This window comes from Aquitalea pelogenes (assembly GCF_001515305.1).
Taxonomy (GTDB): Bacteria; Pseudomonadota; Gammaproteobacteria; order Burkholderiales; family Chromobacteriaceae; genus Aquitalea; species Aquitalea pelogenes.
This window is the reverse complement of sequence record NZ_LNQV01000010.1, coordinates 67,932-90,755: the sequence shown is the minus strand read 5'-3', so window position 1 is coordinate 90,755 and position 22,824 is coordinate 67,932. Positions and strand designations below refer to the sequence as shown.

25 protein-coding genes and 1 pseudogene are annotated in these 22,824 nt (G+C 61.3%); 16 read left to right on the top strand and 10 right to left on the bottom strand.

The features are described from left to right. The first annotated feature begins 84 nt into the window (after window positions 1-84). The 6 genes from AWT75_RS06320 to AWT75_RS06295 all read left to right on the top strand — a co-directional run bounded on the left by AWT75_RS06320 (window position 85) and on the right by AWT75_RS06295 (window position 6,365). Window positions 85-327, top strand: coding sequence for an FmdB family zinc ribbon protein (locus AWT75_RS06320; RefSeq protein WP_045847232.1), 243 nt, complete (start codon window positions 85-87; stop codon window positions 325-327). 6 nt (window positions 328-333) lie between these two features. Next, window positions 334-987 (top strand): DUF502 domain-containing protein, encoded by a 654-nt coding sequence (locus AWT75_RS06315; RefSeq protein ID WP_062788281.1) that lies wholly within the window; start codon window positions 334-336, stop codon window positions 985-987. Window positions 988-1,066: 79 nt separating this feature from the next. Then, the gene (gene aspS / locus AWT75_RS06310; protein WP_045847295.1) at window positions 1,067-2,869 is read left to right on the top strand and encodes an aspartate--tRNA ligase; all 1,803 of its coding nucleotides are present in this window, start codon (window positions 1,067-1,069) and stop codon (window positions 2,867-2,869) included. A 294-nt stretch (window positions 2,870-3,163) separates the two neighbouring features. After that, window positions 3,164-3,778 carry a peroxiredoxin gene (locus AWT75_RS06305; protein ID WP_045847234.1) on the top strand — a complete coding sequence of 205 codons (615 nt, stop codon included), beginning with the start codon at window positions 3,164-3,166 and terminating at the stop codon, window positions 3,776-3,778. Between the two features lie 119 nt (window positions 3,779-3,897). Next, on the top strand, window positions 3,898-5,112 hold the full coding sequence (locus tag AWT75_RS06300) for a GGDEF domain-containing protein (RefSeq protein WP_153013255.1): 1,215 nt from the start codon (window positions 3,898-3,900) through the stop codon (window positions 5,110-5,112). Further along, window positions 5,109-6,365, top strand: coding sequence for a GGDEF domain-containing protein (locus tag AWT75_RS06295; protein ID WP_052694087.1), 1,257 nt, complete (start codon window positions 5,109-5,111; stop codon window positions 6,363-6,365). Before AWT75_RS06300 ends, AWT75_RS06295 begins: the two co-directional genes overlap by 4 nt. 4 nt (window positions 6,366-6,369) lie before the next feature. Here the strand turns inward: AWT75_RS06295 and AWT75_RS06290 are convergent, their stop codons facing one another. Beyond that, window positions 6,370-6,969 (bottom strand): arylesterase, encoded by a 600-nt coding sequence (locus AWT75_RS06290; RefSeq protein ID WP_062788279.1) that lies wholly within the window; start codon window positions 6,967-6,969, stop codon window positions 6,370-6,372. Here AWT75_RS06290 and AWT75_RS06285 point away from each other — a divergent pair, their 5' ends adjacent. The 3 genes from AWT75_RS06285 to AWT75_RS06275 all read left to right on the top strand — a co-directional run bounded on the left by AWT75_RS06285 (window position 6,970) and on the right by AWT75_RS06275 (window position 10,732). Then, the gene (locus tag AWT75_RS06285) at window positions 6,970-7,662 is read left to right on the top strand and encodes an ABC transporter ATP-binding protein (protein WP_045847236.1); all 693 of its coding nucleotides are present in this window, start codon (window positions 6,970-6,972) and stop codon (window positions 7,660-7,662) included. After that, entirely contained in the window at window positions 7,659-10,145 is a 2,487-nt protein-coding gene (locus AWT75_RS06280) for an ABC transporter permease (protein ID WP_062788277.1), read from the top strand. Before AWT75_RS06285 ends, AWT75_RS06280 begins: the two co-directional genes overlap by 4 nt. Window positions 10,146-10,207: 62 nt before the next feature. Further along, window positions 10,208-10,732: a DUF2946 family protein gene (locus AWT75_RS06275; RefSeq protein ID WP_045847238.1), complete on the top strand. Its 525-nt coding sequence runs from the start codon at window positions 10,208-10,210 to the stop codon at window positions 10,730-10,732. Window positions 10,733-10,754: 22 nt separating this feature from the next. On the opposite strand, the gene AWT75_RS06270 is transcribed toward AWT75_RS06275, so the two are convergent. The 4 genes from AWT75_RS06270 to AWT75_RS06255 all read right to left on the bottom strand — a co-directional run bounded on the left by AWT75_RS06270 (window position 10,755) and on the right by AWT75_RS06255 (window position 14,011). Continuing rightward, window positions 10,755-12,029, bottom strand: coding sequence for a CynX/NimT family MFS transporter (locus AWT75_RS06270; RefSeq protein ID WP_062788275.1), 1,275 nt, complete (start codon window positions 12,027-12,029; stop codon window positions 10,755-10,757). A gap of 2 nt (window positions 12,030-12,031) precedes the next feature. Further along, complete coding sequence (locus tag AWT75_RS06265; protein WP_062788272.1) at window positions 12,032-12,760, bottom strand: FadR/GntR family transcriptional regulator; 729 nt, start codon at window positions 12,758-12,760, stop codon at window positions 12,032-12,034. 306 nt (window positions 12,761-13,066) lie between these two features. Next, entirely contained in the window at window positions 13,067-13,195 is a 129-nt protein-coding gene (locus AWT75_RS23420) for a hypothetical protein (protein ID WP_275575694.1), read from the bottom strand. 144 nt (window positions 13,196-13,339) lie between these two features. Next, window positions 13,340-14,011 carry a DUF3313 domain-containing protein gene (locus tag AWT75_RS06255; protein WP_062788269.1) on the bottom strand — a complete coding sequence of 224 codons (672 nt, stop codon included), beginning with the start codon at window positions 14,009-14,011 and terminating at the stop codon, window positions 13,340-13,342. Window positions 14,012-14,282: 271 nt separating this feature from the next. On the opposite strand from AWT75_RS06255, the gene mltG reads away from it, so the two are divergent. The 7 genes from mltG (at window position 14,283) to AWT75_RS06225 (ending at window position 18,971) form a co-directional block, all read left to right on the top strand. Further along, window positions 14,283-15,272, top strand: a complete 990-nt coding sequence (gene mltG, locus AWT75_RS06250; RefSeq protein ID WP_052694089.1) for an endolytic transglycosylase MltG — start codon at window positions 14,283-14,285, stop codon at window positions 15,270-15,272. After that, on the top strand, window positions 15,265-15,894 hold the full coding sequence (gene tmk / locus AWT75_RS06245; protein WP_045847243.1) for a dTMP kinase: 630 nt from the start codon (window positions 15,265-15,267) through the stop codon (window positions 15,892-15,894). The genes mltG and tmk overlap by 8 nt, the downstream gene beginning before the upstream one ends. Beyond that, window positions 15,894-16,895, top strand: coding sequence for a DNA polymerase III subunit delta' (locus tag AWT75_RS06240; RefSeq protein ID WP_045847244.1), 1,002 nt, complete (start codon window positions 15,894-15,896; stop codon window positions 16,893-16,895). The genes tmk and AWT75_RS06240 overlap by 1 nt, the downstream gene beginning before the upstream one ends. Window positions 16,896-16,977: 82 nt before the next feature. Next, a complete protein-coding gene (locus AWT75_RS06235) occupies window positions 16,978-17,343 on the top strand; it encodes a PilZ domain-containing protein (protein WP_045847245.1) in 366 nt (121 codons plus the stop codon). 50 nt (window positions 17,344-17,393) lie between these two features. Continuing rightward, window positions 17,394-18,185, top strand: coding sequence for a TatD family hydrolase (locus AWT75_RS06230; protein ID WP_062788267.1), 792 nt, complete (start codon window positions 17,394-17,396; stop codon window positions 18,183-18,185). A gap of 4 nt (window positions 18,186-18,189) precedes the next feature. Beyond that, on the top strand, window positions 18,190-18,504 hold the full coding sequence (locus AWT75_RS22675; protein ID WP_239689485.1) for an MBL fold metallo-hydrolase: 315 nt from the start codon (window positions 18,190-18,192) through the stop codon (window positions 18,502-18,504). Next, complete coding sequence (locus AWT75_RS06225) at window positions 18,420-18,971, top strand: MBL fold metallo-hydrolase (RefSeq protein WP_239689484.1); 552 nt, start codon at window positions 18,420-18,422, stop codon at window positions 18,969-18,971. Before AWT75_RS22675 ends, AWT75_RS06225 begins: the two co-directional genes overlap by 85 nt. Before the next feature lie 4 nt (window positions 18,972-18,975). On the opposite strand, the gene AWT75_RS06220 is transcribed toward AWT75_RS06225, so the two are convergent. The 5 genes and pseudogenes from AWT75_RS06220 to ppsR all read right to left on the bottom strand — a co-directional run bounded on the left by AWT75_RS06220 (window position 18,976) and on the right by ppsR (window position 22,763). Next, window positions 18,976-19,674: a YdcF family protein gene (locus AWT75_RS06220; protein WP_062788264.1), complete on the bottom strand. Its 699-nt coding sequence runs from the start codon at window positions 19,672-19,674 to the stop codon at window positions 18,976-18,978. Between the two features lie 12 nt (window positions 19,675-19,686). Then, the gene (locus tag AWT75_RS06215) at window positions 19,687-20,160 is read right to left on the bottom strand and encodes a CreA family protein (protein ID WP_062788261.1); all 474 of its coding nucleotides are present in this window, start codon (window positions 20,158-20,160) and stop codon (window positions 19,687-19,689) included. 35 nt (window positions 20,161-20,195) lie between these two features. Next, window positions 20,196-20,510 carry a chorismate mutase gene (locus tag AWT75_RS06210; RefSeq protein ID WP_045847249.1) on the bottom strand — a complete coding sequence of 105 codons (315 nt, stop codon included), beginning with the start codon at window positions 20,508-20,510 and terminating at the stop codon, window positions 20,196-20,198. A gap of 66 nt (window positions 20,511-20,576) precedes the next feature. Further along, window positions 20,577-21,599: a tryptophan--tRNA ligase gene (gene trpS, locus AWT75_RS06205; protein ID WP_062788259.1), complete on the bottom strand. Its 1,023-nt coding sequence runs from the start codon at window positions 21,597-21,599 to the stop codon at window positions 20,577-20,579. A gap of 343 nt (window positions 21,600-21,942) precedes the next feature. Then, window positions 21,943-22,763 (bottom strand): annotated as a pseudogene (gene ppsR, locus AWT75_RS06200) (posphoenolpyruvate synthetase regulatory kinase/phosphorylase PpsR). Between the last annotated feature and the right edge of the window lie 61 nt (window positions 22,764-22,824).

Genomic DNA, 22,824 nt, shown 5'->3' with positions numbered 1-22,824 from the left:
TGTTGCACCGTAGCAAAAATTCATGTTGCACTGTAGCAAGAATACGCCATTTATGCCATTTAGATAGTGGTTGGAGCAAGGAATATGCCGATCTACGAATACCGCTGCACCGCCTGTGGCGCAGCAAAGGAACATTTGCAGAAGATGAGCGACGATCCGATCGCCCAGTGCCCGGCTTGTGGCAGTGCCGACTATCACAAGCAGCTGTCTGCTGCCGGTTTCCAGCTGAAGGGTTCCGGCTGGTATGAAACCGACTTCAAGAACGGCAGCTCCGGCGGCGGCGGTCACAGCTGTGGCAACGGCTCTTGCGGCGGCGGGTGCGCTTAAACCCCCATGACACACATCAAAATGACCGTACGGGGCTACCTGGTTGCCGGCCTGCTGATCTGGCTGCCGCTGGGTATCACCCTGTGGGTGCTGAGCCTGATCATTGGCTCCCTGGACCAGACGCTGAACCTGCTGCCGCATGAATGGCAGCCCGAACAGCTGTTCGGTTTCAGCATTCCGGGCCTGGGCGTGGTGTTTGCCTTCCTGATGCTGCTGGGCACCGGCATGCTGGCCGCCAACGTGCTGGGGCAAAGGCTGGTGGATTTCTGGCATGGCCTGATGTCGCGTACGCCCTTCGTCAAGTCCATCTACAGCAGCGTCAAGCAGGTGAGCGACACGCTGCTGTCGGATTCCGGCCAGGCCTTCAAAAAGGCCCTGCTGGTGCGCTGGCCACACCAGGACAGCTGGACGGTAGCCTTCCAGACCGGTTCGCCGGCACCGCAGGTGGTGGCGCAAATGGGCGAGGAAGAACACGTCAGTGTGTATGTGCCGACCACACCGAACCCGACTTCCGGCTATTTCATCATGGTGCCCAAGCGCGATACACGCGAATTGGCCATGAGTGTGGATGATGCCCTCAAGTACGTGATTTCCATGGGTGTGGTGGTTCCCGCCCCGGCACCTGATGCCCAGGGTGGCAACAAGAACCAGCAAGCTTAAGCGTTCTGCCGGCATGGTCCGGCAGACGCTCGTTTCATTCAGAATGACCAATACAGAATTCAATACTAAGGGTTACCCGATGCGTACCGACTACTGCGGACTTATTGACAAGAAATACCTCGGCCAGACCGTCACCGTGAAAGGTTGGGCGCATCGTCGCCGTGACCACGGTGGTGTGATCTTCATCGACCTGCGCGACCGCGAAGGCCTGGTACAGGTGGTGATTGACCCGGATACCCCGGAAGCCTTCAAGCTGGCCGACAGCAGCCGTAACGAGTACGTGCTGGCCATCACCGGCATCGTGCGCGAGCGCCCGGCCGGTACTGCCAACAGCAAGATGATTTCCGGCGAAATCGAAATCCTGGCCAAGGAAATCGAAATCCTCAACAGCGCCGCCACCCCGCCGTTCCAGATCGACGACGAGAACATCTCGGAAAACGTGCGTCTCTTGAACCGCGTGATCGACCTGCGTCGCGCCCCGATGCAAAAGAACCTGCGCCTGCGCTACCGCGTGGCCATGGGCGTGCGTAATCACCTGGACAAGCAGGGCTTCATCGATATCGAAACGCCGATGCTGACCCGCTCCACACCGGAAGGTGCGCGTGACTACCTGGTGCCGTCCCGCGTGCATCCGGGCGAGTTCTTTGCCCTGCCGCAATCGCCGCAGCTGTTCAAGCAGCTGCTGATGGTGGCCGGCTTCGACCGCTACTACCAGATCACCAAGTGCTTCCGCGACGAAGACCTGCGTGCTGACCGTCAGCCCGAATTCACCCAGATCGATATCGAAACCTCGTTCCTGAACGAGGACGAGATCATGGACATCACCGAAAACATGGCGCAGGAAATCTTCCGCGACGTGATGAATGTCGAGCTGGGCAAGTTCCCGCGCATGACTTACAACGATGCCATGTTCTACTACGGCTCGGACAAGCCGGACCTGCGCGTGTCGCTCAAGTTCACCGAGCTGACCGACCTGATGAAGACCGAGGAATTCAAGGTATTCCGCGGTGCCGCTGATCTGCCGAACGGCCGCGTGGTGGCCCTGCGTGTACCGGGTGGTGCTGCCCTGTCGCGCAAGGAAATCGACGAATACACCCAGTTTGTCGGCATCTATGGTGCCAAGGGCCTGGCTTACATCAAGGTCAACGACAAGAGCAAGATCACCAACGACGAAACCAGCGGCCTGCAATCCCCGATCGTCAAGTTCCTGTCGGTGGCTGCGCTGGAAGAAATCATCGCCCGTACCGGTGCTGATAACGGCGACATCATCTTCTTTGGTGCCGACAAGGCCAAGGTGGTGAACGAAGCCATTGGCGCGCTGCGTATCAAGATTGGCCACGAGCATGGCGAGAAGGGTGGTTACTTCGTACGCGAATGGCGTCCGCTGTGGGTGGTGGACTTCCCGATGTTCGAACACGACGAAGAAGCCGACCGCTGGACTGCCTGCCACCATCCGTTCACCAGCCCGAAACCGGGTCACGAAGACCTGATGGACACCGATCCGGGTGCTTGCCTGGCACGTGCCTATGACATGGTGCTGAACGGTTGGGAAATCGGTGGTGGTTCGGTGCGTATTCACCGTGCCGATGTGCAGGAAAAGGTATTCGCTGCGCTGAAGATCACCCCGGAAGAGCAGCAGAACAAGTTCGGCTTCCTGCTGGACAACCTGAAGTTCGGCGCACCGCCGCATGGTGGTCTGGCCTTTGGTCTGGACCGACTGGTTACCCTGATGGCCGGAGCCGAGTCCATCCGCGACGTGATTGCCTTCCCCAAGACCCAGCGCGCCCAGTGCCTGCTGACCAACGCACCGAATGCGGTGGACGACAAGCAGCTGCGCGAACTGAACCTGCGTCTGCGTCAGAAAGCCGAACCGGCAGCCTGAGCCTGATGGCAATGGCAGCACACAAGAACGGACACCCAGGTGTCGTTTTTTCATGCTGCAAGCAGTCAGGCAGAAGCTGTCCGGAAAGCAAGGCTTGAAACCGGCAATGGCTGACCTCATCTGTCATGGGTAGTCATTTTCGGCGGTATTCATTGTGAAACTTTATCGACACGATATGGATTTACAATTTGCTCGTCCTCTGCCGCCTGATTTATAAAGCCCCCGCATTCCGCAGCGTTTGCGTATTGCCCGATACCGCAGACGCTGTCATATCAACAACGCAAGGAGATCCGCATGGCCGTACTCGTTGGTAAGCAAGCACCGTTCTTCGCTGGTGAAAAAACCTTCTCCGCCGTTCTGGGCGATGGTCAGATCGTTGACAACTACTCCTTCCAGGAAGCCACTGCCGGCAAATACGCCGTGGTGTTTTTCTACCCGCTGGACTTCACCTTCGTCTGCCCGTCCGAGCTGATCGCTTTCGATCACCGTCTGGCTGAATTCAAGGCCCGCAATGTGGAAGTGATCGGCGTGTCCATCGACAGCCAGTTCACCCACGCTGCATGGCGCAACACCCCGGTGGAAAAGGGTGGCATCGGCGAAGTTGGCTACACCCTGGTGGCCGACATCCAGCACGACCTGTGCAAGGCCTTTGATGTGGAAGCCGACGGTGGCGTTGCCTTCCGTGGTTCCTTCCTGATCGACAAGGCTGGCGTGGTACAGCATCAGGTTGTCAACAACCTGCCGCTGGGCCGCAATGTGGATGAAATGATCCGCATGGTAGACGCGCTGCAATTCACCGAAGAACACGGCGAAGTGTGCCCGGCTGGCTGGAACAAGGGCAAGAAGGGCATGAAGCCGAGCGCCGAAGGCGTTGCTTCCTACCTGGCTGAAAACGCCGCCCAGCTGTAAGCAGCCTTGCTGACCGGCATGACCGGTCTGCCCTGTTGTCTGAACCCCGCCATTGCGCGGGGTTTTTCATGTGATCTGCTATATCTTATTAACAGATCGCACAGACAGCGGAGGCCAATTTGAGCACGTCTCCATCCGGAGAGGATGCAGCAGTCCAGTTGCACATCATCAAGCGCTTTCGCGCTGCGCTGCCTTATTCCATGGTGGGCGGAGCTTTGCTGGCACTTGCCCTGTCCTGGCATGCGCCCCTGCGTAATATCCTGCTCTGGTGGGGCGTGCTGATCAGCTGGCAGTGTCTCTATCTCCAATCCATCAGGCATTACTTGAACGCTGCCACTGGCGCTGGGCTGACACTTCGTCAGTTTCACGGTTTTGTCCTGATGACCACCCTGGCCGGCATCTGGTGGGGCAGTGCCGTCTGGTGGCTGGTGCCGGATGGGGATCCGCTCTACCTGATCGTGGTCATGCTGTGGCTGGCAGCAGTTGCCGCGTCATATGCCGCTTATCTGACAGGTATCCGTTACCTGCCCTTGATGGTGCTCGGCCTGATGTTGCTGACCGTGCTTCCGCGCTTGTGGATGGCTGATTCCCCGGTGCTGCACCTGGCTGGTTTGTCTGTGCTGTTGTTTACCGTCGTGCTGATTACCATGACCTGGCCCTTGCATCGTTATTTGCGCGAGAACTATGCGGTTCGCGAAGAGAACAACCGTTTGCTGCAAGACATGACGGCCCAGCAGGAAACGCTGGACCAGTACAACCAGCAGCTGGAGCAGCGTGGTCGCGAGCTGGATATTGCGCTGGCGCGCGTGGAAACCCTGGTGGCGCATGACCCGCTGACCGGGGTGTTGAGCCGGCGCGCCATCATGATTCAGGCAGAGCACCGCCTGGTGGAGGCGGCAGCGGGCAAACCCTTCTGTTTGGCCATGCTGGACCTGGATCATTTCAAATCCATCAATGATGGTTACGGGCATCTGGTGGGGGATGAAGTCCTGCGCCAGGTTTGTCGCCTGGTTGGCGCGCAAATGCGCTGCAACGACAGCCTAGGCCGCTATGGTGGCGAGGAATTCATGCTGCTGCTGGAAGGAATGAACCTCGAGGCGGCCATGTTGCGGCTGGAGAGCATCCGGGAGGACATCGCCCGGCATGATTGGTCCGGCTTGCTGGGTTCGCGCGGGGTGACGGTGTCGATGGGACTGATGCACTGGCAGGTGGGCCTGGACTTGCCGCAGATGATCAAGCGGGCGGATGACTTGCTGTATGCCGCCAAGCGGGCAGGACGCAATCAGGTACTGACCGAGGCGCTGGCCCGGCAACTGGTCAGGGGGCTGGCATGAAGCGGCTGGCGTATCTGCAACAGGAAAGCCCGCACTGGCGTGAAGAGGCCGATCTGACCCGTTATTTTGTCGATGCGGCCTACCATTCCATCGGCCCTGCGGTGTGCAGCACGCCCGTGCTTGCCTGGATTGCCTACGAACACGCCTCACTGTGGCGCATGCTGTGCTGGATGGCGCTGTTCTGGCTGGTGGAATGGCGGCTGATTCTGGTGGTACGCAGCTTCCGCCAGCACGATACCCATCCGCTGGTGGTGTATCAGTACTATCCGGCCATCCGGGATTGCCTGCTGGCCAGCAGCCTGTTGTGGGGCAGTTGTATCTGGTTCATGGCACCCATCGAGCCGGACCGGCCTTATGAAATGCTGCTGCTGCTGTGGGTGTCCGGCATTTTTGCCTTGCTGTGCATCATGATGTCCGCCTGTCGCGATATCCATGTGCTGTTTTTTGCCGCGTTCTGGGCTTTCCCGGTGTTTTCCTTGCTCAATGACGGACAGCGGCTGGAGATGGTCGCCCTGCTGGGTGTGGTGTTGTACCTGTTGTCGCAATGGCGTTTTGTGCGCGGCTTCCGCCAGACCCTGTTCGAGACGGTACAACTCAAACATGCCAATCAAAGCATGATGGAGCAGCTGGTGGAAATGCATGTGCAGGCCAGCATGAAGCGCGAAAGCCTGGAACAGAATCGCCTGGCATTGCAAACCGCACTGGCCGAGGGCGAGCGCTTGCTGGAGTGTGATGCGCTGACCGGCTGTTTCAATCAGCGGGCATTGCGTCGTCAACTGGACCTGTATGCCGCCCAGAGTGCGGAAAACGGACAGGGCTGGTCGTTGTCCATTCTGGACCTGGACCACTTCAAGCAGGTGAATGACACTTTTGGTCATCAGGCTGGCGATGCCGTGCTGGAGCAACTGGTACACAAGGTGTGTGAATTGCTGCCGGACGGAATGCAGCTGTACCGTTACGGGGGAGAGGAGTTTGTCGTGCTGGCACCGCAGCAGCCGGCGGCGGAACTGGCCACCGTGCTGGATGCCATTCGCCAGCAACTGTCGACCTCGCGCTGGGAAGCGCTGCCGGCCTCCTGGCAGCAAACCGTTTCAGCCGGCGTGGTGGCCTGTCAGCCTGGCGACCCGGTTAACCACAGCCTGCAACAGGCCGACATGGCGCTCTATGCCGCCAAGCATCGCGGCCGCAATCGCATCTGCATGGCCAGCGAGCTGGCCACCCCTGTGCTGCAGGGTTTCTCCCACTCTTCCTGAAGTTTTATTTCAAGGGCAGCTTGGCCTTGACGGTGTGCATCATGGTAGCTTGTACGCTGGCTACCGGGTGCAGCCCATCCGGCTGGAATTTGCTGATGTCGGTGGCAAAGCCGGCTACCAGCAGCGGAACGTAGGCCAGCTGATTGCGCTTGGCAACACGGTCGTACACCGCGCGGAACTCTGCGGTGTATTGCGGGCCATAGTTGCTTGGCAAGGCCATGCCCACCAGCACCACCCGGGCCGCCGCCTTGCGCGACAGGTCTACCATCTGCTGCAGGTTGTTTTCCATGCGGTTCAGCGGCAAGCCACGCAGGCCATCGTTGGCACCCAGTTCCAGCACCACGATGTCGGGTTTGTGACGGCGCAAGGCATCAGGCAGCCGCGCAAGGCCCCCGTCGCTGGTTTCGCCCGAGATGCTGGCATTGATAATCCGGTGCTTTGGCTCCAGATCCTGTTGTAACAGGCTGACCCAGCCTTGCCCCGGTGTCAGGCCGTAACCGGCCGACAGGCTGTCGCCCATCACCAGAATGGTGGCGGCGCTGACCGGCAAGGCCAGCAGGCTGATGCACAGCGTGCACCACAGCTTCAATTTTGCAGAAAGCATATGACTCCAATACATGACAAGGCGGTATTGTCGGCGCGGGATCTGGCCAAACAAGTTGTTTTCAACGGCGCGCCGCTGGACATCCTGCACGCGGCCAGCCTGAGCGTACAAGCGGGGGAGAGCGTGGCCATTGTCGGGGCTTCCGGTTCTGGCAAATCCACCTTGCTGTCCTTGCTGGCCGGACTGGACCAGCCCAGTCAGGGCGATGTCTCCCTGTTTGGCCAGTCACTGTCCGGCCTGAGCGAGGATGGCCGCGCTTTGCTGCGCAGGGACAAGGTGGGGTTCGTGTTCCAGAATTTCCAGCTGATGCCGCAACTGACCGCCCTGGAAAATGTGATGCTGCCGCTGGAGCTGGCCGGGCACAAGGATGCGCGTGACACCGCCAGCCAGATGCTGGGCCATGTCGGCCTGGCACACCGGCTGCGCCATTACCCCAGGCACCTGTCCGGTGGCGAGCAGCAGCGCGTGGCGCTGGCGCGTGCCTTTGCCATCCATCCGGGCATCCTGTTTGCCGACGAACCGACCGGGAATCTGGATGCCGCCACCGGCCGCCAGATCATCGACCTGTTGTTCCAGCTCAATAGCGAACAGCATACCTCGCTGGTGCTGGTGACTCACGACAATGAGCTGGCCAGCCGTTGCGATGCCATCTACCGTCTGGTGGATGGCCGTCTGAATGGAGCGCGTGCATGAGCTGGTGGAGCCGCCTGTTGCTGGCTGCCCGCTTTGTGCGGCGGGAAATCGTCTCCGGCGAGCTGAGCATTCTGGCCCTCGCGCTGTTGGTGGCGGTGACTGCGCTGACCAGTGTCAGCTTCTTTTCCGACCGGGTGGCGCGGGCGCTCACCACCCAGGCCACCCAGCTGCTGGCGGCTGACCTGGTGCTTAATGGCAATCAGCCGGCACCGGCTGCCATCCGTCAGGAAGCACAACGTCGCGGCCTGCAAGTAGCCGATAACATCAGCTTTCCCTCCATGGTGTTTGCCCAGGGCCAGGCTACGCTGGCCACTTACAAGGCGGTCAGCAACAGCTATCCCCTGCGCGGTGAAGTGACCGTGCGCCGGGTGGACGGCCAGTTGCAGACGGGCAGGCTGCATCCGGCGGCAGGCATGGTATGGGCTGATGCGCGCCTGCTGCGCAAGCTGGGGGTGAAGCTGGGTGAGCGCATCAATGTCGGCAATATCGCGCTGCAACTGGATGGCGAAATCCTGCGCGAGCCGGATGGCGCCATGGATTTGTACAATTTTGTTCCACGGCTGATGTTCAACAGTGCCGACCTGGCCGCCACCGGGCTGATTCAGGAAGGCAGCCGTGCGCGCTGGCGGCTGATGCTGGCCGGGGATGACCGTCAGATCAGCGACCTGCGGCAATGGCTGGCGGCGCGTTTGCCAGCTGGCAGCCGCCTGGAAAACGTGGAAGAAGCACGCCCGGAAATCCGCACCGCACTGGAGCGGGCCCGACGCTTTCTTGGCCTCACCGCCATGCTGACCGTAGCCCTGTCCGCCGCCGCCGTGGCGCTGGCGGTGCGGCGCTATCTGGCACGGCACTGGCAGCCGGTCGCGGTATTACGCTGCATGGGGCTGACCTCATCCGAGGTGCTGGGCCTGTTTGTCTGCCTGTTCCTGTTACTGGGCCTGCTCAGTGGTGTGCTGGGCACGCTGGCCGGTTTTGCCGTACAGCTGGGCCTGATGCAGCTGAGCAGCCGTTTTGTTGGTGAAGTACTGCCCAACCCTGGCTGGCAAAGCTGGCTGCTGGGGCCTGCGGCATCGCTGCTGTTACTGGCTGGCCTCGCGCTGCCGCCGCTGCTGGCGATTCGTCAGGTATCGCCGCTGGCGGTGCTGCGCAATGACGTCCCGCTGCTGCACAGCAGTCTGGTGGCACCCTTGCTGGCCGTGCTGGTGTTGTTGCTGCTGGCGGCATGGCAGATGGACGATGTGGTACTGGCTGCCTGGCTGCTGGGTGGCATGCTGGCTTTTTTTGCCGGTGTCGGCCTGCTGGCCTGGGGCATGTTGTCCTTGCTGCGACGCCTGCCCGCAGGGCGGCAGGTGGGCTGGCGTTACGGGGTGGCGAACCTGGCGCGCCGTCCCTGGCTGGCCATTGTGCAGATCGTGGCATTGGCGGTGGGCATCATGGCCTTGCTCACCCTTACCGTGGTGCGTGACGACCTGATTGCCGCCTGGCAAAAAAGTGTGCCTGCCGATGCGCCCAACAAGTTTGTCATCAATATCCAGCAAGGCCAGCGTGCCGCCCTGCAACAGCAGTTTGTGACGGCTGGCCTGCCGGCACCGGCCTTGTCGCCGATGATTCGTGGCCGCCTGCTGGCCATCAATGACAAGCCGGTACGGCCTTCGGCACTGCAGGACGAGCAGGCAAGGCGGCTGGCCGAGCGTGAATTCAATCTTTCCTGGCGGGATGAGCTGCCGGAAGGCAACCGAATCCTGTCCGGTCAGTGGTGGCAAGCAAAAGCCAGGCCGCAGTTTTCCGTGGAGCAGGGTCTGGCCAGAACACTGGGCATCAGGCTGGGCGACACGCTGGCATTTGATATCGGCGGCACGACATACCGCGCCAGGGTCACCAGCCTGCGCAGCGTGGCCTGGGACAGTTTCCGGGTGAATTTCTTCGTGCTGGCCCCGCCATCCCTGTTGCAACAGCAGCCAGCCAGCTGGATCAGCAGCTTCCGTCTGGATGCTGCACAGGAAGACTTTGCCAACCGGCTGGTTGCGGCCTTCCCCAATATCAGCATCATCGATGTCAGCGCTATTCTGGATGAGGTGCGGGCCATGGTGGACAAGCTGACCCGTGCCATCGAAGCCATGTTTGTGCTGGCGCTGGCGGCCGGTGTGCTGGTGTTGTGGGCGGCACTGGCTGCCACCCGTGACGAGCGCCTGTTCGATATTGCCCTGATGCGCGCACTGGGCGCGTCGGACCGTCAGGTCCGTGCGGTGATTCTGGCCGAACTGGCCTGGCTGGGGGCCTTCACGGGCCTGCTGGCCGCACTGGGGGCGATGGGTGTGGGTGGAATTGCCGCCAGCAAGTTGTTCAACCTGCCGTGGAGCATCAATGCAGGCTTGCTGCCTTTGGGCATGGGCTGTGGCATGCTGGTGGTCATGCTGGCAGGGTGGCCCCTGGTGGGTCGGGTGACACGTACTTCACCACTGGCGGTATTGCGTTCCGTATGAGCGGCGTCAGGCGACGCCGTGCCATGACAAAGCAGGCAGGAAAGCCTGCAAGGAGTTTGGAGATGGATTCCCAGGTATTGGCTGCCATGGCCAAGTGGCCCAATGTCCCGGCGGTATTCGGCTGGTTGCGGCTGGATGCCCGCGGCCAGTGGTGGATACGGGAGGAAAGGCTGAGCCACGATGGCATGGTGGCTTTTTTTAACCGCAATTACAGCCGTGATGCCCAGGGCCGCTACTACGTGCAGAACGGGCCGCAAAAAGTGTTTGTCAGCCTGGATGCCGCACCGCTGGTGGCACGTCTGCAGGATGGCCGCTGGCAAACCCTGCCGTGTGACGATGATGTACAGGCCCGCGAGGCTTTCATGACCGAGGACGGACAGCTGTTCATCGAAATCGCCGGAGAACTGGCCGTGGTGGATGATCGCGACCTGCCGGACATCGCCGCTGCAGGCCTGGCCGGTTGGGATGGCGACACTACCCGCCTGCCGGCCAGCTTGCAACTGGCGGAACACCCCTTACCCCTGAGCCGGCACAGTCTGGCTGAGCTGTGGCAGCGTTATGGGGTGGTGGCCCGGCCGCACGCCTGACAGGCAAGCGCTGCGTCCGGATTCAATCCAGACGCCGGGCTTGTGCCTTCACCGTTTTCTTTCTGCCTGCCAGCACGCCGGAACAGAGCGCTGTCACGGCAATGCCGCCAAACAACCAGCCCACCGGTGCCCAGTTGCCTGCCATGTCGTGGATGATGCCGGCGGCCAGCGGGCCGCATGCGGCCACGGTATAGCCCACGCCCTGGGCCATCCCGGACAGATGGGCGGCCACATGTGCATCCGGCGCACGCAATACCAGCAGGCTCAGGGCCATGCTGAAGGCACCGCCCTGACCGATGCCCAGCAATACCGCCCACGCCCAAAGCTGGCCAACCGGCGCATACAGCATGCCCAGCAGCCCGGCCAGGGTGAAACTCATCACGCAGGCAATCGGCAGGCGCTGGTCGACTCCGCGCTGTGCCAGCAAGGGAACGCCCAGCGAGGAAAGCACCTGCGTCATGATGGACAGTGACATCAGCAGCCCGGCTTGCAAGGGCGAGAGGCCCCGTTCGATCAGCATGGACGGCATCCAGCCAAACACGATGTAAGACAGCGAAGACTGCAAGCCCATATAGGCGGTGACTTGCCAGGCCAGTGGATCGCGCCACAAGCCGCTGACCTGCCAGTGGCCGGCATGCTGTGCTTGCCGGCCTGACAGCTGTGGCCACCAGGCAATCAACGCCAGCAAGGCCGGTGTGGCCCAGAACGCCAGTGCCGCTTGCCAGCTGTGGCCAAACAGCTGATCCAGCGGCACGGTGGCACCGGCTGCGAGCGCGGCACCCAGACACAGGGCCATGGTATACACCCCGGTCATCAGCCCGGCCCGGTCGGCAAAATCCCGTTTGACAATGCCAGGCAGCAGCACACCGCAAATACCGATGGCCGCGCCGGACAACAAGGCACCCAGCAGCAGGCCGACATAACCCAGCTGGCTGCGCAGCAGGATGCCGATGCTCAGCAGCAACAGCGCGCCGGCAATGCTGCGTTCACTGCCAAAGCGGCGCGCCAGTTGCGGTGCCAGCGGGCCGAACAGGCCCAGACACAGCACCGGCAGGGTGGTGAGCAGGCTGGCCATGGTGGCTGTCAGGCCAAGGTCGTGCTTTACCTGGTCCAGCACCGGAGCCAGGCTGGAAAGAGCAGGGCGCAGATTGATGCCGATCAGCACCATGCCCAGCACCAGCATGGCGCGTGTGCGGGCGGGAGGGGCTTGTTGCTGCACGCCCTCGTCGTCGATTTCGGCATCGATCAGTAGTTCTTCTGCCAACAGCTTGCTGTTGCTGGGTAATGGAGGGGGCATGCTCAATCTCGTGCAGTTGTCGGTGGGGTGGTGCTGGCCGGGCTGACCGGCAACAGGCTGTCCAGTATCTGTAGCAGGGGGCGGGTGACTGCGGCGGCGGCAGCACCGGCGGCCTTGCCATCACCATTGGCAATGGCATCGACAATGGCCTGATGCGAGGCCAGGTCGGGGTCGGGCAGGGCTTCGTCATGCATGGTGCGCAGAATGCTGTCCTGCACCGTCAGGGTGAAATAGCGGTACAGCTCGGCCAGTGCCGCATTGCCACTGGCCTCGGCAATGGCCAGGTGAAAGTCCAGGTCACGGTGGATGAAGTCGGCGGCGTCCGGATACTGCTGTTGCTCGCCGCGTACCGTCAGCAGGTGGGCGATGCGTGCCACATCCTGTGGACTGGCGCGTTGTGCGGCCAGGCGGGCGGTATGTTCTTCCAGCAGGGCGCGGACTTCCAGCTGCTCGCGCAGGCTGGCCCGGCTGATGGCGCGCATGGCCTCGGCCGGGCTGGTGGTGGCCCGGACATAGGTACCGTCTCCCTGCCGCACCTCCAGCAAGCCGGCATACAGTAATACCCGCACGGCCTCGCGTACGGTGTTGCGGCTGATGCCCAGCAAGGCTGCCAGTTCCGGTTCGGTGGGGATGCGGCTGTCGACCGGCCATTGACCGGCGGCAAGGCGCTGGCCGATATCTTCGACGGCAAGGTCTACCAGCGAGCGTCTGGCTTGGTGCAGTGGCGGCATGGTTTGTCTCTATTCATCCAATCATCCGATGTATTTTGACGTGGATAAGCGGATGAGGCAAGTTTTTAGCTGGAGCTGGAGCTGGAGCTGGAGCTGGAGCTGGAGCTGGAGCTGGGGAGTGGGGAGTGGGGAGTGGATGGCGGGCCGGTCCGGCCCGCCGGCATGCTTACTTGGCTGCGGAAGCAGCGTCTTTCACGCACTTCTTCACAAAACTGTTCTTGGCGGCGCCAGCCAGTTTCTTGTCGGCGGCCTTGCCTTCGCACATGGCTTGCGGTGCAGCAGCCTTGCTGTCCTTCTCACATTTCTTCAGGAAGCTGGCCTTGGCGGCACCAGCCAGTTTCTTCTCGGCTGCTTGGCGTCACAGCTGGCATCGGCTGCCAGAGCAACATTGGCGGTGGCCAGGGTCAACAGTGCCATCATCACGAATTTGCGCATTGCAGTTTCCTTTTGGTTGAGTGGGAAGCATCCCGGTTAACAAGCAGAATGTTCTGCTGCTTGTGCAGCGTAACATAAACCGATTTTACTGCCTTATCCATTACGGATTGTTACAACGCTTGTCAGAATTTGTTCCTGATAGCCTCAATTGGCGGGCGACAGCGCCTGTGCCAGTTGGCTGGCGTTCTTGGCCGTCCAGTTTTTGATCATCTTCTTCAGCAAATCCGCGGTAATCGCTTCATCCCTGGTCTTGCTGCCCGGGTTCTCGATCAGATTGACGCCGCCGGCCAGCAAGGTGTGCTCCTGCGAGTCTTCCAGTTGGCCCATGGTGGACACCTTCAGCAGATAGGGGTCGGTGCCGGTGGCAAAACGTGCCAGATTGAACGCAGCCTTGATCGGCAGGATGTCGCTGACCGCCAGGCCCGGCTTGTCCTGCTGGAAGCCGGTCACCGCCAGGCGCAGGCGTGCCACACCCGGCCCCGGCTCGGTAACCACCCGGATTTTCTCCTTGCGCAGTGCCGTTTCCATGCTCATGCGGTACAAGCTGTCTATCTTGTTTTTTTCGGCGGAGACCAAGAGTTGCCAATTGCCGTCGTTCTGCCGCTCCAGGAAGGACAGCGGTTCCAGAATGACCGCGTGGTACTGTTTCAGATCGGTGCCGGGTTTGAGATAAATCATCTGGCCGGGCACTTTCGGGTTGGGCTGAAAGGCTTCCGGCGGCAGATCAAACAGGTGCTGCGGATTTTCCCCGGCCATGGCGTGGTGGCTGAGGCCCAGGGCGATGATGGCGCAGGCAAGGCGGAAAAACGGTTTCATTGCGGGTGTCTCCGGTATGTGGTGTGCAGCATGGGAGAAGGCGGCGGGCCGGGAGTTCCCTCTTAATTGGCGGCCAGGCACAGCGCTTACTATAGCCGTCATGACAATGTGTTGCTGGCTCGCATGCAAAACCGGTCCATGGCAGGCACACGGCGATCCGTCCCATGTGGCATGCCAGCGACGGCCCTTGCTGGTATCATCACACCCTTGCCCAATCACCTTGTCGTCGATATCTGCCGTGCCTGCCAAACCCAGACGAAAATCCCCCGCCTTGTGGCCTCGCATCCTGTTGCTGGCCGTGCTCACCGCTGTTGCCTGGCTGGGCTGGGTGGTGGTCATTCCGGTCGACCTGCCGCAATCCCCCTACAAGCTGACCATCGGCCCCAATCGCACGCTGGGTCAGGTGGCGCGCAGCCTGGCGGATGAAGGAGTGATCCGCAACCGCAACATCATGATGCTGCTGGGCCGCATGCAGGGCATGGACCGCAAGATCAAGGCCGGTTTGTACCAGTTCAGCGATAGTGCATCGATGTGGGACATCCTGCAGCGCCTGGCCGACGGCCACCCGGATGAGGCCAGCCTGACCTTGATTGAAGGCTGGAATTTCCGCCAGTTCCGTCAGGCGATTGACCGCAATCCGGACATCAAACACGAAGCGCGCGATTTGACTGATGCCCAGTTGCTGCAACAACTGGGGCTGGATGGCGTGCAGGCCGAGGGCCTGTTCTTCCCCAGCACCTATCTGTTCACCCCCGGCAGCAGTGATCTGGAACTCTATCGCCGCGCCTACAACACCATGCAGCAAAAGCTGGATGCCGCCTGGTCGGCACGCAAGGCCGATCTGCCTTATCACACGCCGTATGAATTGCTGATCATGGCCAGCCTGGTGGAAAAGGAAACCTCGCTGGACGCAGACCGTCCGCTGGTGGCCGCGGTGTTTGTCAATCGCCTGAACAAGGGCATGCGCCTGCAGACCGACCCTTCGGTCATTTACGGCATGGGCAGCGCCTATCATGGCAATATCAGCAAGGCCGACTTGCGCCGCGACACGCCCTACAATACCTATACCCGCAACGGCCTGACGCCCACGCCCATCGCCATGCCCGGCAAGGCCGCGCTGGAAGCAGCGGCCAATCCGGCCAACTCCTCGGCCCTTTATTTTGTGGCCAAGGGTGATGGCAGCTCTTATTTCTCGGCCACGCTGGACGAGCATAATCAGGCGGTGCGCAAATACATTCTCAAGAAAGGCTCCAATGACTAGTCGGACTGGCTGCTTCATCACGCTGGAAGGCATAGACGGTGCCGGCAAAAGCACCCACCTGGGCTTTATCCGCGACTGGTTGAGTACACATGGCATTGCAGCCGAATTTACCCGTGAGCCCGGTGGCACGCCGCTGGGCGAGCAAATCCGCGCCTTGCTGCTGGCGGTGGATACCGAGGTGTCACTGGATGCCGAAACCCTGCTGATGTTTGCCTCGCGCCAGCAACTGGTGTCCAGTGTGATCCGTCCTGCGCTGCAGGCCGGCCGCTGGGTGGTGTCCGACCGCTTTACCGATTCCACCTTTGCCTTTCAGGGTGGCGGACGCGGCGTGCCGACCGAGCGCATTGCCGCGCTGGAAGACTGGGTACAGCAAGGCCTGCAACCTCACCTCACCCTGCTGTTTGATGTACCGCTGGATGTGGCCAGCCAGCGCATGGCCGGCAGTCGCCAGCTGGACCGTTTCGAGCAGGAAAAGGCCGACTTCCACCAGCGCGTGCGTGATGCCTACTTGCAGCGTGCCGCCGCGGATTCCCGCTTTCGCATTCTGGATGCCACCCGCAGCATTGCCCAGTTGCAACAGGACATTGCCGGTCATCTGGCCGCCTTGCTGGAGCAACGCTGATGCTGTTTCCCTGGCAAGAGCAGGACTGGCAACGCCTGAACGCAGAACGGGCCCGCCTGCCCAATGCCTGGCTGTTCATCGGCCCGGCCGGCACCGGCAAGCTGGAGTTCGCCCTGCATCTGGCCCAGTCGCTGCTGTGCGAACAACTGCAAGCCGACCATCAGCCCTGCGGCCAGTGCGAGGCCTGCCGCTGGTTTGCCCACGGCACCCATCCGGACTTCCGTCGCCTGTCCCCGCAAACCGATGACGAAGAAGAGGGCAAGGAAGCCAAACCCGGCCGCAAGCTACCCTTGATCAAGATTGAAGCGGTGCGTGAAGTCATCGAGTTTGCCCACCTCACTGCCCACCGTGCCGGGCGACGCATCATCGTGGTGGAACCGGCAGAAAACCTGAACCCGGCAGCCGCCAATGCCTTGCTGAAAATCCTGGAAGAGCCGCCGCAGGATGTACTGTTCCTGCTGGTGGCACAGGCTGCCCAGCGCCTGTTGCCTACCATTCGCAGCCGTTGCCGCCAGTTTCCGTTGTCTGCGCCCACGCCAGCCCAGGCGTTGGCCTGGTTGCAGCAACAAGGGGTGGAAAATGCGGCGACCGAACTGGCACATAACGGTGGCGCGCCCTTGTTTGACCACGACCCGGTTCTGGCCAAGTTGCGCAGCCAGTTCATTGACGGGCTGGGGCAACCGACATTCGCCAGCATCCTCAGCCTGGCCGAGCTGGTGGACAAGCAAAAGCTGCCCCTGGCCATTCCGCTGGGCTGGCTGATGAAATGGCTGCATGATCTGGCTGGTTTGAGTCTGGCGGGGATTGTCCGCTATCATCCAGACAAGCAGCAGGTGTTGCAGGCACTGGTACAGCGTTGTGACCCGGTGGCCCTGATGCGCTGCCAGGATGCCTTGCAGCAGCTGGCTCCATTTGGTCAGCACACGCTCAATACCCGGCTGCAGCTGGAAGCCTTGCTGATGGATTACCTGAAGATTTTTGCCGGTGGCCGCCAAGGCTGACATGGTCTGCCCCGGAAGTACTTGCCATGCAACAGGCTGCCGAACAACTCGGCGCTTCAATCATCAATAGCGGATATGCGCAATGGACAATACGCCTCGCCCCGATTCCGCACGCCCCGGCGTGCTGTCGCTGCACATCAAGGAGCGCAGTGCCCTGTTTGCGGCCTACATGCCTTTCCTGAAAACCGGGGGGATTTTCATTCCTACCAACAAGGAAATGAAACTGGGTGAAGAAGTCTTCCTGTTGCTGACGCTGATGGATGAGCCGCAGAAAATTGCCGTGCAGGCCAAGGTGGTGTGGATTACCCCGGCCGGGGCCAACAACAGCCGTGTGCAGGGCATTGGTGTGGAGTTTGCCTACGGCGATGCCGGCAACCAGGCCAAGGCCAAGATTGAAACCCTGCTGGGCGGTGTGCTCAATTCCAGCCGCCCCACCCATACCATGTAAACCCTGCCGTCCGGCTAGCGCCGGCGGCACTGCCAGCCAGAACACACACCATGCTTGTCGATTCGCACTGCCATATCAATTTTCCCGATCTCTCCAGCCGTCTGCCCGAGGTGCTGGGCAATATGCAGCACAACGGTGTCGAGCTGGCACTGGTAATCGGTGTGTCGCGGCCCAAATATCCCGAAGTGCTGGCACTGGCGGAAAACCATAACAATCTGTACGCCACTGTCGGCATTCATCCGGATGACCCGGAGGCAGAAGAATTCAGTGAAGAAGAACTGCTGGCCCATGCGGCTCACCCGCGCGTGGTGGGCATTGGCGAAACCGGGCTGGACTACCACTGGTGCAAGGGCGATCTGGAATGGCAGCACCAGCGTTTCCGTACCCACATCCGCGCGGCAAAGCGTGCAGGTTTGCCGCTGATCATCCATACCCGTGAATCCGCTGCCGACACCATCCGCATCCTGCGTGAAGAAGGTGCCGAGCAATGTGGCGGGGTGATGCACTGCTTCACCGAAAACTGGGAAGTGGCGCAGGCTGCGCTGGAGATCGGTTTTTACATTTCCTTCTCCGGCATCGTGACCTTCAAGAACGCTGCACAAATCAAGGAAGTGGCACAGAAAATGCCGCTGGAGCGCATGCTGGTGGAAACCGACTCGCCCTATCTGGCTCCGGTGCCTTACCGTGGCAAACTGAACGAGCCGGCTTATGTGCGGCATGTGGCCGAGCATGTCGCCGAACTGCGCGGCATCAGTTTCGAAGAAGTTGCCGCCGCCACCAGCGACAACTTCTATCGCCTGTTCAGCAAGATCCAGCGCCCGCAAGCCGGGCAGGCGGCCTGACACGATGACGGCCCCACGTGTTGGCGAAATGGAAATCACCATCCTGGGTTGCGGTTCCAGCTCCGGCACCCCGGCCATTGGCTGCCAGTGTGCCACCTGCAGCTCCACCGACCCGCGCAATCACCGCACACGCTGCTCGGCTTACATCCGTTGTGGCGAGCACGGCCTGCTGATCGACACCGGGCCGGACCTGCGCCAGCAGCGCTGCGCGAGGGCGTCCGTCAGGTGGATGCCGTGTTGTACACCCATCCGCACGCCGACCATCTCAACGGCATCGACGATCTGCGCGCCTTCTGCTACGTCAAGCAAGGCGCGGTAGTGCTGTACGGCAATGCCTTTACCATGGACAACATCACCAGCCGCTTTGGCTATGCGTTGCAACCACCTTCAAAAGTGTGGGACAAGCCGGTGTTGCTGCCGGAAGTGGTGGATGGTCCGTTCGAACATGATGGCCTGTCCATTACCCCCATTCCCTTGCAACACGGCAGCTGGCCCTGCCTGGGCTGGCGCATTGGCAATGCTGCCTGGCTGACCGACCTGTCGCATATCCCGGATGAGAGCCTGGCGCTGCTGCAAGGGCTGGATGTGCTGTTTCTGGATTGCCTGAACATGGACGGCTACCCCTCGCACCTGGGTTTCCATCAGTCGCTGGAGTGGGCGGCGCGTATCGGCGCCCGCCGCACGGTGTTGATCCACATGATTCACCGGCTGGAATACCATGCCTTGTCGGCACTGTGTCCACCGGGGGTGGAAGTCGGCTACGACGGGCTGCGTGTGCAGCTGTAACGCATCATCCTGCTGTCTGGCCGCGTGGTGCGGGCAGGTCATCCAGCGCGCTGCCGCGCAGCAGATGGCGGTTGTAACCCAGCGCAATCAGTTGTTGCCAGGCATCCAGCACCGCGTCCGGAATGGGCAGCGCCTGCTGAAAACCCAGCCGCGGATAGCGCAGCAGGCGGTGTACATCGCCCACCATTTCTTCGATCAGGCCAAATACCCCCACCATATTGGACACGCCCCAGGGAAAGGCGAAGTCCGGCGCATCGACGGAGAAGTCGATATCCGGCCAGTGTATCGGCTGGGTCTGGGTGACGCGGCGGATGGAGTTGGGCTTGGTGACAAAGGTAACGCGCCGTGCATCCGGGCAGAGGGCGCGGGCAAAGGACAGGTTCTCGGCAAAGCTGCGTGCCTGCGGCTCCAGCACTATTTGCTGTGGCTTGATGCCGAGGGATAGCACGCGCTCGGCAAACACGTCGGCCTCCGGCCTGTTCCACAAATCGCGGGTCCAGTTGCCGGTATTGCCGCTGATCAGCATGTACGGGGCAATGCCCTGTTGCAGCAGGGCCGCAGCATGCTCTGCCACTCTCAGGTCGTAAGAACCGCATACCACCAGCACATCGCAGGGTTGATGGCTGCGGCCTGCTGACAGGAAGTCCCACAGCTGCCCAGCCAGTTGCAGGGTGAGGGTGGGGCGGTCCAGTGTGTGGTTCATCGACACCGCCGCTTACTTCTGCGGAATGTTCTGGCCGCTCACCGGTACGGCGGTGACGGCATTGTCCGGGCTGCCGTCCACCAGCTTGTCGGAGTAGGTCAGATACACCAGGGTATTGCGTTTGGCATCGACAATGCGCACCACCCGCACATGCTTGAAGATGAAGGACGCGCTTTCCTTGAACACTTCTTCCTGTTTCGGCAGCGGTTTGGCAAAGCTGATGTTGCCAATCTGGCGGCAGGCGACGGAAAAGCGCGACGGGTCCTTGGCCAGGCCTACCGCACCGCTGTAGCCGCCGGTCTGGGCACGCGATACATAACAGGCCACACCGGCCACCGAGGGGTCGTCGAAGGCCTCCACCACCACCTTGTCGTTGGGGCTGAGCAGGCGGAAGGTGGTGGATACCTTGCCGACTTCTTCGGCATGGGCCAGGGGAAGCAGGCTGGACAGGCTGGCAGCCAGCAGCAGGGGGCGCAGCAGCGTCATGGTCGTTTCCTGAAGGATAAGTACAGGCTGACAGTCTAAGCCGTGGGCAGCGGTTTGCCCATGCTGGCGAATTCCTGCAGCTCGCTGGCAATGAAGTGGCTGATCATGGTGCGGTACACCTCGGCAGTCAGTCTGGGGTCTGCTCCCAGTTCGCCCGCCAGTTTTTCCACCCGGCGCATCACCTGATCCACCCGCTTGCCGCCTTCCACTTCCTCGTTGCTGTGCTTGAAGCGGGCGGCCTGTTTCACATACAGGCCGCGTTCGGCCAGCAGCGATACCAGCGCACGGTCGATACGGTCGATTTGCGTGCGCACTTCATCCAGATTCTGGCATTGATAGACAAATTCCATGGGTGCTTCTCCTGTTGGCGGCCACCCGCAGCGGGGTGGCGTGTTGCCATGGTGGATGGTGGCGGATCAGTAGTAGTTCAGCCCCATGGCTGCCTTCACCTCACTCAGGGTGACAGCCGCCACCTGACGGGCGCGCGCCGTGCCTTCCTTCAGCATGGCCAGTACGGCGGCCGGGTCGCGGGCGTATTCCTCGCGGCGCTGGCGGATGGGGGCCAGCAGTTCCTGCAGGCATTCTTCCAGATGCTGCTTGATCACGCTGTCACCCAGCCCGCCCAGACGGTAGTGGTCCTTCAGGCGTTTTACCAGTTCGATATTGGGATGGAAGGCATCCAGATAGCTGAACACCACATTGCCTTCCACCTGGCCCGGGTCGGATACGCGCAGATGGTTGGGGTCGGTGTACATCATCTTCACTGCCTGGCGGATTTCATCGGCGCTGGCGGACAGCGTGAGGGTGTTGCCCAGCGATTTGGACATCTTGGCCTTGCCGTCGATGCCGGGCAGGCGGGCGCCTACTTCCGGAACCATCGCCTTGGCTTCCACCAGTACCGGGTTTTCCACACTGGCATTGAAGCGACGCACGATTTCATTGGTCTGTTCGATCATCGGAATCTGGTCTTCGCCCACCGGCACGATGGTGGCCTTGAAGGCGGTGATGTCGGCGGCCTGGGCGGCAGGGTAGGTGAGGAAACCGGCGGGGATGTCGCGCTCGTAGCCGCGTTGTTTTATTTCATCCTTGATGGTGGGGTTGCGTTCCAGCCGCGATACCGTCACCAGGTTGAGATAGTAGGACGCCAGCTCGGTCAGCTCCGGCACCAGGCTCTGGATGAAGATGGTGCTCTTGGCCGGGTCGATGCCCACCGCCAGATAATCCAGCGCCACTTGCAGCACGTTGTCACGCACTTTCAGGTAATTGCCCATATTGTCGGTCAGCGCCTGGGCGTCGGCCAGCAGCAGGAATTGCTGGCAGCGGTCTTGCAGCAACACGCGGTTGCGCAAGGAGCCAACGTAATGGCCAAGGTGCAGCGACCCGGTGGTGCGGTCGCCGGTGAGAATGATGTCCTGGGAAGTGATGTCGCTCGGTTTCATGTCGTGTTCCTGTTGCTGATCAAGTAACGGAAACCATCGACAAGGCGGAACGTAGACAAAACAAAACCCGGATCCGCCTTGTCGGCAGCCTCCGGGTTGTATGCGTGCGCAGTCGCCGGTGCCACCTCAGGAGAGGCGCCACCACCAGTTGAAGGATGCGAATGCGATGCGGGAGTTCATGTTTTCTATCACACCACGGCGCAGCAGCAGGCGTCAAGCGCAATACGCCGTGTGTTGCCACAAGGCCGCAGCCGCTTGCTATCCACGGTTTTCCGGGCGGCGCACAAAGCAGTGTTGCGGGGCTGGGCGTGCAGCAACAGGGGTTTTGTGGGCCGCTTGTGTCTTAGAAGCGACGGGTCAGCGTGGCCTTGTGCATGATGGTGGTGGCGATCTCCTCGATCGACTTGTGCGTGGTGCTGATGAAGGGCACACCGTGGAAGCGGAACATGGACTCGGCCTCGTTTACCTCGAAATGGCAGTTGTCCAGGCTGGCGTAGCGCGAATCCGGGCGACGTTCCTGACGGATGTGGTGCAGGCGGCCGGGTCGATGGTGAGGCCGAACATCTTGTTGCGATAGGGCAGCAACATCTTGGGCAGGGTGGGGCTGTCCAGGTCTTCCGGGGTGAGCGGGTAGTTGGCCGCCTTGATGCCGTATTGCAGCGCCAGGTACAGGCAGGTCGGGGTTTTGCCGGAGCGGGACACGCCCACCAGAATCACATCGGCCTCGGCCAGGTCTTTCAGCTTCACGCCGTCGTCGTGATTGAGCGAGAAGTTCACCGCCTCGATACGGTGGTCGTATTTCTCTTCGCTGCCCACGCCATGCGCCTTGCCCAGGGTGAGCGAGGCCTTCTGGCCCAGCTCGGCTTCCAGTTCGCCAATGAAGGTGTCGAAGAAATCCACCACCAGCGCATTGTCGATGTGCAGCACTTCGCGCACTTCCGGGTTGACGATGCTGGTGAACACCAGAGGCTTGAGGTCGTCCGCTTCAGCTACGGCGCGAATGTGGTGGGCCACGACCTGGGCCTTTTCCACCGTATCGATGAAGGGGATGGCTTCGCGCTTGAAATCCAGCGTATCAAACTGGGTCAGCAGGGTGTTGCCCAGCGATTCGGCGGTGATGCCGGTGCGGTCAGAAATGAAAAAGGCGGAGCGACGGTGTGGCATGGATGCACCTGTTTCGGAAGCAATGGGAAAAAAGTTGTGACAGATTATACCCCTCGACGCC

Excerpts from the sequence above, each read along its gene's own strand:
- AWT75_RS06220 (WP_062788264.1), bottom strand. The coding sequence starts at position 19,674 with ATGAACCACACACTGGACCGCCCCACCCTCACCCTGCAACTGGCTGGG.
- AWT75_RS06270 (WP_062788275.1), bottom strand. The coding sequence starts at position 12,029 with ATGCCCCCTCCATTACCCAGCAACAGCAAGCTGTTGGCAGAAGAACTA.
- aspS (WP_045847295.1), top strand. The coding sequence starts at position 1,067 with ATGCGTACCGACTACTGCGGACTTATTGACAAGAAATACCTCGGCCAG.
- AWT75_RS06295 (WP_052694087.1), top strand. The coding sequence starts at position 5,109 with ATGAAGCGGCTGGCGTATCTGCAACAGGAAAGCCCGCACTGGCGTGAA.
- AWT75_RS06240 (WP_045847244.1), top strand. The coding sequence starts at position 15,894 with ATGCTGTTTCCCTGGCAAGAGCAGGACTGGCAACGCCTGAACGCAGAA.
- AWT75_RS06315 (WP_062788281.1), top strand. The coding sequence starts at position 334 with ATGACACACATCAAAATGACCGTACGGGGCTACCTGGTTGCCGGCCTG.
- AWT75_RS06290 (WP_062788279.1), bottom strand. The coding sequence starts at position 6,969 with ATGCTTTCTGCAAAATTGAAGCTGTGGTGCACGCTGTGCATCAGCCTG.
- AWT75_RS06210 (WP_045847249.1), bottom strand. The coding sequence starts at position 20,510 with ATGGAATTTGTCTATCAATGCCAGAATCTGGATGAAGTGCGCACGCAA.
- AWT75_RS23420 (WP_275575694.1), bottom strand. The coding sequence starts at position 13,195 with ATGCGCAAATTCGTGATGATGGCACTGTTGACCCTGGCCACCGCCAAT.
- trpS (WP_062788259.1), bottom strand. The coding sequence starts at position 21,599 with ATGAAACCGAGCGACATCACTTCCCAGGACATCATTCTCACCGGCGAC.
- AWT75_RS06255 (WP_062788269.1), bottom strand. The coding sequence starts at position 14,011 with ATGAAACCGTTTTTCCGCCTTGCCTGCGCCATCATCGCCCTGGGCCTC.
- tmk (WP_045847243.1), top strand. The coding sequence starts at position 15,265 with ATGACTAGTCGGACTGGCTGCTTCATCACGCTGGAAGGCATAGACGGT.
- AWT75_RS22675 (WP_239689485.1), top strand. The coding sequence starts at position 18,190 with ATGACGGCCCCACGTGTTGGCGAAATGGAAATCACCATCCTGGGTTGC.
- AWT75_RS06285 (WP_045847236.1), top strand. The coding sequence starts at position 6,970 with ATGACTCCAATACATGACAAGGCGGTATTGTCGGCGCGGGATCTGGCC.
- AWT75_RS06305 (WP_045847234.1), top strand. The coding sequence starts at position 3,164 with ATGGCCGTACTCGTTGGTAAGCAAGCACCGTTCTTCGCTGGTGAAAAA.
- AWT75_RS06230 (WP_062788267.1), top strand. The coding sequence starts at position 17,394 with ATGCTTGTCGATTCGCACTGCCATATCAATTTTCCCGATCTCTCCAGC.
- AWT75_RS06275 (WP_045847238.1), top strand. The coding sequence starts at position 10,208 with ATGGATTCCCAGGTATTGGCTGCCATGGCCAAGTGGCCCAATGTCCCG.
- AWT75_RS06320 (WP_045847232.1), top strand. The coding sequence starts at position 85 with ATGCCGATCTACGAATACCGCTGCACCGCCTGTGGCGCAGCAAAGGAA.
- AWT75_RS06265 (WP_062788272.1), bottom strand. The coding sequence starts at position 12,760 with ATGCCGCCACTGCACCAAGCCAGACGCTCGCTGGTAGACCTTGCCGTC.
- AWT75_RS06215 (WP_062788261.1), bottom strand. The coding sequence starts at position 20,160 with ATGACGCTGCTGCGCCCCCTGCTGCTGGCTGCCAGCCTGTCCAGCCTG.
- AWT75_RS06235 (WP_045847245.1), top strand. The coding sequence starts at position 16,978 with ATGGACAATACGCCTCGCCCCGATTCCGCACGCCCCGGCGTGCTGTCG.
- AWT75_RS06280 (WP_062788277.1), top strand. The coding sequence starts at position 7,659 with ATGAGCTGGTGGAGCCGCCTGTTGCTGGCTGCCCGCTTTGTGCGGCGG.